This is a genomic window from Paracoccus sp. MKU1 (genome assembly GCF_001447385.1).
Taxonomy (GTDB): Bacteria; Pseudomonadota; Alphaproteobacteria; order Rhodobacterales; family Rhodobacteraceae; genus Paracoccus.
Map to the genome: position 1 here is coordinate 82,152 of NZ_LLWQ01000206.1, position 14,217 is coordinate 96,368.

Here is a 14,217-nt window from a genome sequence, read left to right on the forward strand (position 1 = left end):
CACCGTGGCTACGAACAGAGACATCACCTTTGTCCTGAAGATGAAAAACGCTGCCCGGGCCGCCATGAAGCGGCTCGGGATGGACTGGCGGGATGTCGCAACCCGCACCAAGGAAGCGCAGAAGGCCGCCCGAGACGCCGAGAAGCAGACCGACCGCGTCCGGAAATCCTCCGAGGGGCTGAAGCGCGCTCAATCCGTTGTCAAGCAGCTTCAGGATCGGTTCGCCGGTCTCCGGAAGGAGGTTCTGTCTGCGGACGGGGCGATGAAGAAAATCCATGGCAGCGCGGCCAAGGCGGCGGTTGGCGTCGCGGCGGGCATATCCGCAGGGGCGGTCGCCAAAGCGACGGTCGCCAGCTATGCTGGGTTCGCGGACCAGATGGCAACGGTCAAGGCGGTCACGAGCGCCACGGCTACCGAGATGCACGATATGACCGAGGCCGCGATCCGCATGGGTTCGACCACCCGGTTCACGGCAACGCAAGCCGGTGGCGGCCTTGAGGAACTGACCCGTGCCGGTTTCGACGCCTATCAGGCCATCGACGCCCTGCCTGCGGTTCTGAACCTCGCCACCGCCGACAACCTCGATCTTGCCCGGTCCTCGGAGATCGTGGCGGTCACGCTTCAGCAGTTCGGCCTTGGGGCAAAGGATGCCGACCATGTCGCCGATGCGCTGGCGCAGACCTCTGCCAGCACCTCTGCGGGCATTCTCGATCTGGCCGAAGCCATGAACTACGCGGGCACCATCGCCTCGCAGCTTGGCGTTGATGTGGACGAAGCCCTTGGCGCACTCGGCGCGCTGTCGAACGTCGGTCTGAAGGGTAGCATCGCGGGCACCGCAGTCCGGGCAGCCCTGCTGGACTCGACCATGATTGCTCTCGGCCAGAGCACCAAAAAGGCACAGACCGCCTTCGACGCGCTGAAGATCGACCCGAACAAATTCAACCCCGAGAAGGTTGGCATCGTCGGCATGATCAAGGCCCTTGTCGATGCCAACGCCCAGACCGACGACCTCACAGCCCTGTTCGGTGAACGCGGGGTCAGTCCGGTTTCGGCGCTGATGGATGCCTATCGTGACGGCAGCCTCGAAAAACTGATCGCGGAGAACGCCACCGCCATGGGCCGCGCCGCGCAGATGGCTTCGGACCGGGCTAACAGCCTCGCCGGGGATTGGAAGGCGCTGGTCTCTGCCGTGCAGACACTCGGCATCCGGATCGGACAGGCCCTCGACCAGCCCATGCGCGCCATCGTGCAGTTTGCCACGGCCTTCGTGCAGGCGCTGCAAGGCATGACCCCCACCACGGCCCGCTTTGCCGAGGCGGCGGAAACCGCTGTTCAGGTGATCAAGACGCTCGGTATGGCAATCGGCGTGGTCGCAGGGTCTCGGGTGCTCCTCGGGTTCCTGTCGTTGGCGCGGGCGGGCTTCACGGGCGTCACCACCGCCGCCGCTGCGATGCAGACCGGGGTGGGTAAAATATCCTCGGTGTTCAGCGTCCTTTCCCGTTTCTCGATCCTGATCCGTGGCGTTGGCGCGGCCCTGCGCGCTGTGCCTTATGTTGGCTGGGCCATGCTTGCCGTTGACGCGATCCGCCGGGTCATGGCGATCACCTTCAACTGGAAGGGCACCACGATCAGCGTCATGGACGTGATGAAGACCCTGTGGTCGCGCTTCTCGACTTGGGTCACCGGCGCGGTCGAACGGGTCAAGACCGCGATCAACGGTCTGAAAGACCTCTGGGGCGAGTTCGTCTCGTGGTTCCAAAGCAGCGGCATTCAGGAAGGCGGCACCACCTTCCTGACCCGCCTTGTCGATGAGGTGACCGAAGCCCGGGACAATGTGAACGATGTTCTGAATGGTATCATCGGGGCATTCGCCGCCCTCCCCGCCGCACTCGATGTCGCTACCAGCAACATCCCCGCAACGCTGGAAGCCGTCTTCGTCATGGCGATGAACTCGGTGATCGACACCGTTCAGGCAGGCATCAACTCGGTCCTGACCAGCATCCGGACGTTCCTGTCGTCCATCGACGGGTTCACCGCCGGAACTTGGGCCGAGACCGACTTCGCCAGCAAGATCGGCTCCATTGACCTCTCCAAATACCGGCTAGAAGCGTCCCATGAGGCGCAGGAGGTCGGAGACCGGCTGAAGGAAGCCTTCGCCGGTGCGATGGACGTGGACTATATCGGCGGTCTTGCGGCCAAAGCCGCAGAAGTCGCCAACGACGCTGTCGGCTCGATCCTAGACGAAACCGCCGCCCGGCGCGAAAAGGAGCTTTGGCGGCTTGAACACGACAAGGGCGGTATCACCGGCAGAGTTGACAAGCCAGTGAAGAAAGCCGTTGACCCGGATGGACCGGATCGACCCGGGGACGATGACGCGGGAGGTGGCGGCTCCAAGAAATCCGGCGGCTCCGGCAAGGAGGAGAAAGACCCGCGCGCCGAGTTCCGCAAGAAAATCGCCGACGAAACCAAGAGCATTCAGCTTCAGATCGCTGCCGCCAAGGAAGCGACCTCGATCATGCGCGAATACGGCCTGACCAAGGATCAGGCCACGAAAGTCGCCGAGATCGTCGCCGAGGCCGAAGCTCTTGGTCTTGCCAAATCCGAAGTCGATGCGCTTCGTGACTCCTTCGCCGATCTGGCGCAGCAGCAAGCAGCGGCTGCCCTTATCGGGACCGACTTTGTCACCCAGTTCACCAGCCAATTCGCCGACTTCCGCCAACAGGTTGTGGACGCTACCCAACTCGCCTCTGGCGTGGTGCAAAGCCTCGGCGACGTGACATCCAATTTCCTCGACAATATTTTCGAGGAACAGATGTCGGTGATGGACGCTCTGAAATCCGCTGTGGGGGACACGTTCAAGGAAATCGGCAAGATGATCATGGACTACGCCCTGAAGGTGATGGTCTTCAAATACCTGCTGGGCGGTCTCGGGTTCGGGGTGTCGAACACCGGCGCGGTCACCATGCCGAGCGCCAAGGGGAACGCTTTTACCGAGGCAGGAGAAGCGGTCAAGTTCGCCAAGGGCAGCCCATTCGCCAATAAGGTTGTGACGCAACCAACCTTGTTCACCTATAGCGACGGCGGCAAGCAACGGCTTGGGGAGATGGGCGAGGCCGGAGACGAGGCGATCATGCCGTTGGCCCGGGACGGTTCCGGTCGCCTTGGTGTTCGCACGGTAGGGTCTCGCAGCGAGCAGAGCACCACCCAAGGAGACACGCACATCCATGTCTCCACCAGCGTCACCATCCCCGGCGGCGCGGGCAGCGGCGGGTCCACCAGCCCGGACGCCCAGAAAGCGTTGGCGAAGTCGCTGTCGAACGAGATCAAGACCACCGTCATTGAAGTGGTCCACAAGGAAATGCGTCCCGGCGGGGCGCTCTACGGGAAGAGGTGAGCATGGCATCCGTATTCAATCCCCCTGTTAACCCCAGTTTCCCGCTTCAGGTCGATGAGACCCACCGGGTAAAAACGATCCGCTTCGGAGACGGCTACAAGCAGGACGGCCCTGATGGGCTGAACTCGCATGTCGGGACCATCAGCCTGAAGTGGGAGGGGCTGACCGAGAGCGAGAAAGAAACCATCGTGGCTTTTCTGCGCGCCCGGAAGGGTATCGAGGCTTTCCGCTGCCCATTCCTGCGCACACCTTGGAATGGGGCGAAGTTCACCTGCGCCGAATTCTCGCAGAACTTTTCCAGCGCCGGGAACTGGGAAGTCACCGCAACGCTTGAACAGGACTTCGCACCATGAGCAAGATCGTCCAGCACGCCCGGTCCATGAAGCTCGATGCGCGGGTGATCCTGTTCGACATCGACCTGCGCGAAAAAGGCGGTGCGGTGCAACGGGTTTCACCGATGACCAACGAGATCGGGGATGGCCGGGTATGCACCTTCTCCTCTACCGGGGCGGCAGGTATCGCGACTCTGCCTCTGGGCCAGAGCGAACTGACCACGCCCGGCAGCACGGCGCTGTTCCGCTTCGCTGTGCGCCGGAGCGCATCCACGCGACTTGTCTCGTTGACCTTCAAGGGCGCGGGAACCAATCAGGTTGTCGTCCAGTTCTCGCAGAACACCGCCAGCCAGCAGCCCACCACGGCGGTCACCGGCGTCACCGGGGCTGTTGAGGCGGCCTCTGTCTATGCCGGAACGGACTACCTGATCATTGCCGTGTCCATGCCCACAGGAGCGTATCTGCAAAACGTCATCGTCGGCTTCAGCGCCGACGGCACGGGAGCGCGATCCGTCAGCTTCGTGAAATTCGGAGCTTGGGCGGAAAACAAGCGTGCCCGGCTGGATATGGTCGATCTGGAACTCGAAAGCCTGTCGGCATCGCACGCGCAGGCCACGGTTCAGGTCGTTGCAGACGAGGCGATCTATCGTCCAATCCTCTGGCGTGGGCAGGTTTATGAGCCTCGCCCGGTCGAGGCAGAGGGCTTCGAGATCACCTCGAACGGCTCCCTTCCGCGCCCGACGTTCCGCATGTCCAACGTCATGGGCGAAGGGTCGCTCCTGCTGAAAAACCTCGGCGATCTGTCCGGGGTCGAGATCACCCGCTGGGTCACCTTCCGGCGCTTCCTTGACGATGGTCCGAACGCCGATCCGAACGCGCACTACCCCAAGGAAATCTATGTGATCGACCAGAAGGTCAGCCATACGCGGACCATGATCGAATGGCAGCTTGCCAGCGCCATGGATCAACAGGGTATCCAGCTTCCGGCCCGGCAGGTGCTGCGCACCGGATGCCAGCTTACCTATCGGACTTTCAACGCTGACACAGGCATGTTCGACTATACCAATGTCTCCTGCCCCTATGTCGGCAACAGCTATTTCAACGACAAGAACGAACCCGTAACCGAAGCCCGGCTGGACAAATGCTCGCAGACCCAGAAGGGGTGCCTTCTGCGCTTTGCCGGTCAAAAGCGGACGCCCTTCGGCGGGTTCCCGGGTGCAGGAAGGATCAGCCGATGAGACCCCCGTATGACAAAGGTCCGTTTTCCCTCTCCATCTGGGAAGACGCTATCGCCCACGCGCAGGAAGCCTTTCCCGAGGAAAGCTGCGGGCTGGTGGTGTCCGGTCGGTATGTGCGCTGCCGGAACGTGGCCGAGGAGCCGGAACTTGACTTCGAGATCGACCCGGAAGACATGCGCGCTGCGCTGGCTCAAGGCAGCTTCGAGGGCGTGATCCATTCGCACCCGAACGGTGAAGCCGCGCCGTCCGAGAGCGATATGCGCGGTCAGATCGACACCGACGTTCCTTGGGGCATCGTCATCTTGGCCGGGGGCCAGTTTGCCAAGCTGCTGCACTGGGGAGACCACCTGTTGGATGAACCCCTGCTCGGGCGGCAATGGGTGGCCGGGGCCTTCGATTGCTTCGCCCTGTTCCGCTCGCACATCAAGCAGACCCACGGCGTCGTCATGCCGGACATCCCGCGCACCGATGACTGGGCCAGCCTCGACACCTATGCGACCTACGCCAACAACCGGGCGCGCTACCCGATGCTGGAAGACATCCCATTGACCGAGATGTCGCAAATACGGGAAGGCGACGCGCTGATCATGGCGCTCATGTCGTCCACCCCGAACCACTTCGCCATCTATGTCGGGAACAACCTGATCCTGCATCACCCGGCAGACGGTCTTTCTTCGCGTCGTCCGCTGAACACCCTGACGGCCAAAGTCACGCATATCCTGCGGTTCAAAGAGAAGGAGAAATGAGGTGCAACAGGTTGCAACTGCCAGCCCCGCCATCAGGGGCGTGAAGCTCTACGGTCGCCTGAAGAAAGAGTTCGGCGAGACCTTCCCGGTGGTGGCCGAGAACGCCGCCCGGGCGCTGCATATCATGGAAGCCAATTTCATCGGTCGGTTCCTGACCGCGATCCGGGAAGGCGAGTTCTTCGTCTGGATCGAGGAGGAGTGTGGCAAACGCAAGAAGAAGCATCCGATCACCGACGAGTCCGGTTTCCTTTCCACGGTCACCAGCGGCGTGCTCCACATCGCGCCGCGCGGCAAAGGCTCCTCGCGTCGCAAGGGCGGCCTTATGGCACTTCTCGGCGCGGTGCTTGTCGGCGCTGCCCTGATCTTCTCCGGCGGCATGGCGGCAGGCGGCCTGCAATCAGCGTTCGGAGCCATGCAGGGCACTTTCTGGGGCACAGTCGCGCAACTTGGCGTCGGCATGATGCTGTCCGGTATCGGCATGATGTTGTCACCGATGCCGGGCATGGAAGAAACGGACGACAGCCAGTCCTATACCTTCTCGGGGGCGACCAACACCATGACCGAGGGTGGAGCCATCCCGGTCATCTACGGAGAGCCGTTCGTCGGCTCGACGGTCATCTCTGCTGGTATCAGTATCGAAACGCTGAAGGGCGGCGCGTAACCGCAATCAACCTTGCTTGATGGAGTGTCAAAAGCTACACATGTAGCTGCATTCCATCAGTGGGGTTCAGCCATGCCGCGCGACGAAGACAAACTGCGCCCGATCTCCGGTTCCGGTGGCGGTAAGAAACGCACACCGAAAGAGACCAAGAACAACCTGATCTCCAAGGCAGTCGCGCGCTTTGTTGATCTGATCGGCGAAGGGCCGAACGTCGGCCTCGTGAACGGCGCGAAGTCGATCTATATCGACGGAACCCCCCTAGAAAACGAAGACGGCAGCCGGAACTTCTCGGGCATCGAATTCCATGAGCGGCTGGGGACTGTCGATCAATCCCCAATCCCCGGGTTCTCGGCAGCCGAGACCGAGGTCACGGTCGGCATCACGGTCCAGAAATCCGTTGGCCCCATCACCCGGACCATCAACAACACCGGCCTGACCGCGATCCGCGTCCGCATCAACATCCCGGCGCTCATGGCGATGGAAAAGGACGGTGACATCGTCAACCATTCGGTCACCTTCCGGATCGAATATCGGCAGGTCGGGATGCCGTTCTCGACGTTCGGCGGCGAGGACATCACCATCCGGGGTAAGACGAACTCGCTCTATGAGGCGGCGTATCGCATCCCTCTTGAAGGGGATGGGCCTTGGGAAGTTCGCGTCACGCGGGTTTCCGATGACGAAACCGAGTCGAAAAAGCAAAGTGACATCGTCTTCGCCGGTTACACAGAGATCACGGAGAAGAACTTCACCTACCCCTACTGCCACCTGATCGCCCTTGAGGTGGACAGCGAGCAGTTCTCCGGTGTCCCGAACCGGCTCTACCACGTCCGGGGCCGGATCGTGGAGGTTCCGTCGAACTATGACGCAGCCACCCGAACTCTCTCCGGCTTCTGGGATGGCACCTTCAAGCTCGCGTGGACCAACTGCCCGCCGTGGTGCTATCGCGACATGCTGAAGAACATGCGCTACGGCCTCGGGGCGGCCTTCCGGGACGTCTATATTGACGATGCGACGCTCTATGCCCTGACCCCCTATTGCGACGAACGGGTTGACGACGGCTATGGCGGCACCGAGCCGCGCTTCAGCCTGAACGTCGCGATCACCGAGCAGCAGGAAGCCTATGACCTGATCAACAATCTGGCCTCGGTCTTCCGGGCGCTCACCTTCTGGGCATCGGGAACGATCACGCTGGCGCAGGACAAGCCGACCGATCCCGAGATGCTGGTGACCAATGCCAACGTCGAGAATGGAGAGTTCAATCGCTCCGGGACGTCGCTTCGTTCGCGCGCCAACGCCGTGATGGTGGCCTACAAGGACAAGACCAATCTCTATCAGGACGCCATCGAGATCGCACAGATGAACGGTCTGGTGGCGCGCTACGGTTACCGTCCCAAGCAAATCACCGCTTTCGGATGCGACAGCCGGGGGCAAGCGCAACGCCTCGCACGCTGGCTCCTCTATACCGAGCAGTTCCAGACCGAAGTCATCACCTATCGGGCTGGTGATGACCATGCGTGGGTCAAGCCGGGGTCCGTCATTCAGGTGGTGGACAATGACCACATCGGCACGCGCTGGGGCGGGCGGGCCGTCTACTACCAAGGCAATCTGGTCATCGTGGACGGCATCAGCGACGTCGCCTCGGTGCAACTTGGATGCCAGTTCCGCTACCTGACCAATGACCATGCGGTGCAACAGGTTGCAATCAACGCCGTCACCACCAACACCGACGGCACGGTGAGCCTCACGCTGGCCCAGAGCCTGCCGAACGACCTTCCCGACGGCTTCGTCTGGGCCGTGCTGATCCCGGGCGATCTGGAACCGGAAACCTACCGCGTGTTGACCAAGGCCGAGGTCGAGCCGGGCATCTATGAGATCAGCGCGCTCAACTACGTCGCCGACAAATACGCGCAGGTCGAGGACGGCATTGACTTCGAGAGCATAGAAGACCCGACCCGGATCGGATCAGCGCCGGGCACGCCCAGAAACCCGAGCTTGATCTTTTCGGCACGGAATGTTCCGGGCACCGAGCAGGACATCAAGGCGCTGGTTTCGTGGACCCCGTCCAGAGAGGGCGCGGCAGTCAGCGAATTCATCGTGGAAGTGCGCGTAAACGGCGGGGCCTACGCCTTCGCCGGAGAATTCGGCACGTCCAATGCCGAGATCGGCTATCCCTTCTTCCTTCGCGGCGACGATGTGCAGTTCCGCATCTGCGCACAATCTGCGTCCGGTCGCAGGTCTGAATGGGCCTATACCCCGCAGATGACGGTGACGGGGCGCAGCACCAGCGCGCGCCCGATCACGGCGGCAGGGGTCACTAACACCACCAGCGGGCCTGTGCTCTACTGGGCATTGCCAGAAGACGAGCCGGGCCTTGCCCGCGTGGTTATCGCCCGAACCCCGATGGAAAAGCTGGTGCCCGCCGCCGGGGACATCATCGCGCGGCTTGCGCCTTGCGATACCTATACCGACAGCGACGGCCCCCTTGATGTGGATCAGAAATACTGGTTCCGGACCACGGTCCACGATGCGGATGTTCCCGCTTCGCCATGGGTCGGCCCCGTAATCGGCAAAAAGCTGGCGCTGGAACCGGAGGATATTTCCGACGTCTTCAAGGACTGGCTGGATGGGTTGAAGGCAATCCGATCTGTCGCTGTCCTGCCCCCCACGGGTGAGCTTGACGAACTGGTATGGCTGATCCCCGAGAAGCGTCTGTATCGCTGGAACGGCGAAGCATGGGAGCGCGCGGTAGCGGATTTCGAGCCGACCCCAGAAGACTTCCCGGAAGACCTGCGCCCGGTCGAGGTGGTTCACGAACTACCGACCGAAGGCAATTTCGACGGTCGGGTGGTCCTGCTTCTCTCGGACGGCAAGATTTACCGCTACACGGGCGGAGAATGGTCCGCTGCCGTCGAGGCCGTCGATATTACCGGCAAGGTCGTTGCAGACCAGATTGACGACGGCGCGATCAGCATCGCCAAGTTCGCAACGGGCCTGCGCCCGGTCGAGATCGTGTCGGCGCTTCCCGGCCCGCCTCACGTTTCTGGTCGGACGGTGGTTCTGACCACGGACCATCAGCTTTACAGAAACGACGGGTCCGGATGGACCAAGGCGATCAACGCCGAGGACATAGCCGGTCAGCTTCAAGCCGCGCAGATCGCGGCTCTGGAAGCCTCCAAGATCACCGGCCAGATGACCAGCGAGCAGATCGCTGACCTAGACGCGGTAAAGCTGACCGGGCAGGTGGTCGCGGCCCAGATTGCCCAGAACGCCATTACAGCGACACATGTAGCGAACAACGCAATCACCACCGCGAAAATCGCCAACAACGCCGTCGCCTCGGCCAAGCTGGCCGCCAACGCGGTGACGTCCGAGAAGATCGCGGACGCGGCCATCACGACGGCCAAGTTCGCTGCTGGTCTGCGGCCTATCGAGATCGTGTCCGCGCTGCCCGGAACCCCGCATATCGAGGGCCGAACGGTTTTCCTGACCACGGATGGCAAGCTCTACCGGAATACCGGCGGCGGCTGGACGGCGGCTATCGCGTCAGAAGACATCGCAGGCACCATCGCCTCGGCCCAGATCGAGGCGCTTGCTGCATCCAAGATCACCGGCCAACTGACCAATGCCCAGATCGCGGCACTGGACGCGGCAAAGCTCACCGGGCAGGTGGTCTCTTCGCAGATCGCCAACAGCGCCATCACGGATGCCAAGATCGCCGGGCTGGCGGCGTCGAAGATCACGGGGCAACTTACGGACGCCCAGATCGCGCAGGTGGCCGCTGCCAAGCTGACCGGACAGGTGGTCGCCTCGCAGATTGCGGATGCTGCGATCACTACCGCGAAGTTCGCCTCGGGCCTGCGCCCGGTCGAGATTGTGTCCGCTCTGCCTACCTCGGGAAACGTCGCGGGTCGCACGGTATTCCTGACCACCGACGGCAAGATGTATCGCCATACCGGAAGCCCGGCAGGTGCCGCTGGCTTCACCGCAGCAACACCTGCGGCTGACATAACTGGGCAGCTAACGAGTGCCCAGATCGCCTCTATCGAGGCGGCAAAGCTGACGGGACAGATCACCTCTACCCAAATCGCCAATAGCGCCATCACCGACGCGAAGATCGCGGGTCTGGCCGCGTCCAAGATTACCGGGCAATTGACCGATGGTCAGATCGCTGCTCTGGATGCCGCGAAGCTCACGGGACAGATCACCTCGGTTCAGATCGCCGACAGCGCCATCACCGATGCGAAAATAGCGGGACTGGCTGCCTCGAAGATCACCGGCCAGTTGACCGATGGGCAGATCGCGCAGGTCGCTGCTGCGAAACTGACGGGACAGGTTGTTGCCACCCAGATTGCGGACGCCGCCATCACGGTGGCAAAGTTCGCCTCGGGCCTGCGCCCGGTAGAAATCGTGTCTTCGCTGCCGGGGACCGGGAACTTCGCGGGCCGCGTCGTTTTCCTGACCACCGACGGCAAGCTCTACCGACACACCGGATCGCCTGCTGGTGCAACGGGTTTCACCGCTGCCACCCCGGCAGGGGACATTTCCGGTCAGCTTTCCAATGATCAGATCGCCGCAATCGAAGCGGCAAAGGTGACGGGACAGATCGTGTCCGAGCAGATCGCGGCCAGCGCGATCACCGCGACAAAGCTCGCCATCGGCGACATGACCAACCTGATCACCGATCCCAACTTTGTCGAGCTTGGCACCTACTGGACGCCGAGTGCCGCGACCCTCTCGCCAATCGTCCCCACCGATCCCGCAAGATGGCTGTCGAACCGCATCATCCTGATCGCCGCTGATGCGAGTTGGGGTCAGGCCATCAGCCAGACCTTCAGCGTAGACGCGAATACCGAATATTTCCTGTCTGCACTGACCACCTCCTTCGGCGGCCCGGGAGGCCCGGAAAATTCGACGGCTAGACTCACCATCAACTGGCTCCTCGCCGATGGAACGTGGACGGGCGTCGTTCTCGTCGGGTCGGCCATCACTACTAGTTGGAACCCCACGCTGCTGTCTGGGAGCGTAACCGCTCCGGAGACCGCCATTGGCGCGCGCGTTCAACTGCAAGCCACCGGCGCGACCGGCGCGGTGGCGCGCTTCTCCAATCCGACCGTGCGCCGCAAGAGCAGCACGGAAATGATCGTTGACGGTGCGATCAATGATCTGAAGCTCGCGTCCAACGCCGTCACGGCGGCCAAAATCGCTGCGAACGCCGTCGGCAGCACCAATATCGCTGACAACGCGGTGTCCACGCCCAAGCTGGTCGCCGGATCGGTCGAGACGTCGAAGCTGGCCGCAGGTTCCGTCGTCGCCGACAAGCTGTCCGCCAATGCGGTGACGTCGGAAAAGATCGTGGCCGGGGCCGTCACGGTCGGGAAGATCGCCGCCAACGCGGTGACCGCGACGGAAATCGCGGCGGGAACCATCGTCGCCGCCAACATCGCCACCAATGCTGTCACCACAGCGAAGATCGCGGCTGGTGCCGTGACGGCAACCGAGATCGCTGCTGGGGCAGTCGTTGCCGACAAGGTAGCCGCCAACGCCGTCACCACGGCCAAGATTGCCGCAGGCGCGGTGACTGCAAACGAAATCGCAACCGGGGCGGTTACCGCTGACAAAGTTGCTGCCAACGCCATCACCGCAGGGAAGATCGCAGCGGGGGCCATCACCGCCGCAGAAATCGCTGCCGGGGCGATCACGACTTCCAAGCTGCTGATCTCGGATACCACCAACCTGTTCCCCGACTACGACGGTCTGGACCTCGGCCTCTACTCTTCCAGCGCCAACATCTCGCAAATCGCGGCGATTGTAGCCGCCGTTGGTCGATACGAAATCTCCGTCTCCAACGCGGACACGTCGGTTACCACCGCATGGTTCCCGCTGGAAGCCGGGACGGAATACCTCGCGAGAGGGGCCTGCCGCGTGGGGTCCGCCGGAGCCGGGAGGAACGTCACTCTTAGCATCGAATTCGGCTCCCTTGATGCTGCTGGCGCGGTCACCCCGACCCGTCAGGTCCAAATACAGCAACGGCTCGGATCGTCGTCGCTTGTGCCTGCGACCGTTGCGGTGACGACAGGTTCGACCGAACGTCGCTTCAGATTTGTCATGGTGTCGGAAGGTGTCGCCGGGACCGGGACCACGGCCCGCATGAGCGGCTTGAGCCTGCGTCTCCGCATGGCAGGAGAGCTTATTGTGGACGGCGCGATCACGTCCACGAAGATCGCCACCAATGCGGTGACTGCCGATGCCGTCGCCGCCAATGCGATCACCGCCAATGCCTTGGCTGCCAATTCCGTCACGGCGGGAAAGATCAGCGCGGGTGCGGTGACCGCCGCCAAGGTGGCTGCCGGGGCTATCGAAGCTGCCAGCATCGCCTCTGGTGCGATCACAGCAGACAAGTTGTCCGCCAATGCGGTGACTGCCGACAAAATCCAAGCCAACGCTGTGACCACGGCCAAGATCGCGACGAATGCTGTCACGGCCAACGAAATCGCGGTCGGGACCATCATCGCCGAAAACATCGCGGCCAACGCCATCACCACCCCGAAAATCGCGGCGGGCGCAGTCGAAACGGCCAAGTTGGCCGCCGGGTCTGTGGTCGCCGACCGTATCGCCGCAGGCGCGGTGACCGCCGACAAAGTGTCGGCCAACGCCGTCACCGCAGACAAGATCGCGGCGAATGCGGTGACCACCCAGAAGATCGCGACAAACGCCGTCACGGCAAACGAGATCGCCGCTGGAACTATCGTTGCGGCTAATATCGCGTCGAACGCTGTCACGACTGCCAAGATCGCGGCGGGTGCTGTGACGGCCAATGAAATCGCCGCCGGGTCGATCACCGCCGATAAGGTCGCAGCCAATGCCATCACGGCGGGAAAGATCGCCGCTGGGGCCATCACTTCTACCGAAATCGCGGCCAACGCCATCACGGCAGACAAGGTGCTGATCGGCAATACCGCGAACCTTCTGGCCGAACCCGACTTCAATGCAGGTGGCGCGGGTTGGACTGGTGTCCCCAGCGCCAACTTCAACATCGTCAGCGGGATAGGCCCGCAAGGCAACATGATCAACATGCTGCGGGCCACCCCAACAGCGGCGGACGTCAGCGTCAACAACAGGGATTGGCGCGTCACTACGCAGACGCTTCGCCAAGTCGTTCCGGGGTCGGCATTCCGATACACGATGACGGTTCGCCTTGTGAGCGGGAATTCTGGCTCGATCCGCATCAACCTAGTTGAGCGCGTGACCCCGGATGGATCGAACAACTGGATCAATCCGGTTATCGCCGACGCCGCGACCATGACGCCCGGAGAATGGGTCACCCTGACCGGAGAGAGGGCATTGCCGTTTGCCCGGGGCTTCATGGGCCTGCGTGTCCAATGCTCCAACGCGGTCGGGACAGTTTTCGAGGTTGCCGACGTCTCCATGCAAATGATGGGGACGGGGGAATTGATTGTTGACGGGGCCATCACCTCGCTCAAGATCGCCACCGGCGCGGTTACCGCAGACGCTGTTGCGGCCAATGCGATCACCGCTGACAAGGTTGCGGCCAACGCCATCACGGCAGCCGCCATTTCGTCGGGCGCTGTCACCGCTGCCAAGGTCGCGGCTGGTGCCATCAAAACGGCCAACTTGGCCGCCGGGGCTGTGAAGCCGACACTCTTGCCGCCAMCGCCGTCACCGCAGACAAGATCGTATCCAATGCGGTGACCACCGCAAAGATCGCGGCGGGCGCTGTCACGGCGAACGAAGTCGCGGCCAATGCGATCACCGCCGTCAAGATCGCGGCGGGCGCAGTCGAGACTGCCAAACTGGCCGCCGGGTCGGTTGTGGCAGACAAGCTGGC

At 62.5% G+C, this 14,217-nt stretch carries 6 protein-coding genes; all 6 read left to right on the top strand.

The window, feature by feature from the left end; genetic code table 11:
- Nucleotides 1–4: 4 nt before the first annotated feature.
- The 6 genes from AQY21_RS20745 to AQY21_RS20770 all read left to right on the top strand — a co-directional run bounded on the left by AQY21_RS20745 (nucleotide 5) and on the right by AQY21_RS20770 (nucleotide 14,081).
- Nucleotides 5–3,394 (top strand): phage tail tape measure protein, encoded by a 3,390-nt coding sequence (locus AQY21_RS20745; RefSeq protein WP_152988307.1) that lies wholly within the window; start codon nucleotides 5–7, stop codon nucleotides 3,392–3,394.
- A gap of 2 nt (nucleotides 3,395–3,396) precedes the next feature.
- A complete protein-coding gene (locus tag AQY21_RS20750; RefSeq protein ID WP_058099495.1) occupies nucleotides 3,397–3,747 on the top strand; it encodes a phage tail protein in 351 nt (116 codons plus the stop codon).
- On the top strand, nucleotides 3,744–4,964 hold the full coding sequence (locus tag AQY21_RS20755) for a phage minor tail protein L (protein WP_058099496.1): 1,221 nt from the start codon (nucleotides 3,744–3,746) through the stop codon (nucleotides 4,962–4,964). Before AQY21_RS20750 ends, AQY21_RS20755 begins: the two co-directional genes overlap by 4 nt.
- On the top strand, nucleotides 4,961–5,710 hold the full coding sequence (locus tag AQY21_RS20760) for a C40 family peptidase (protein ID WP_058099497.1): 750 nt from the start codon (nucleotides 4,961–4,963) through the stop codon (nucleotides 5,708–5,710). Before AQY21_RS20755 ends, AQY21_RS20760 begins: the two co-directional genes overlap by 4 nt.
- A gap of 1 nt (nucleotide 5,711) precedes the next feature.
- Nucleotides 5,712–6,371, top strand: a complete 660-nt coding sequence (locus AQY21_RS20765) for a tail assembly protein (RefSeq protein WP_058099498.1) — start codon at nucleotides 5,712–5,714, stop codon at nucleotides 6,369–6,371.
- Between the two features lie 72 nt (nucleotides 6,372–6,443).
- Nucleotides 6,444–14,081, top strand: coding sequence for a phage tail protein (locus AQY21_RS20770; protein WP_058099499.1), 7,638 nt, complete (start codon nucleotides 6,444–6,446; stop codon nucleotides 14,079–14,081).
- Nucleotides 14,082–14,217 lie beyond the last annotated feature (136 nt).

What these genes read in the sequence shown, in the direction of transcription:
- AQY21_RS20755 (WP_058099496.1), top strand. Translation starts at nt 3,744, where the DNA reads ATGAGCAAGATCGTCCAGCACGCCCGGTCCATGAAGCTCGATGCGCGG.
- AQY21_RS20750 (WP_058099495.1), top strand. Translation starts at nt 3,397, where the DNA reads ATGGCATCCGTATTCAATCCCCCTGTTAACCCCAGTTTCCCGCTTCAG.
- AQY21_RS20760 (WP_058099497.1), top strand. Translation starts at nt 4,961, where the DNA reads ATGAGACCCCCGTATGACAAAGGTCCGTTTTCCCTCTCCATCTGGGAA.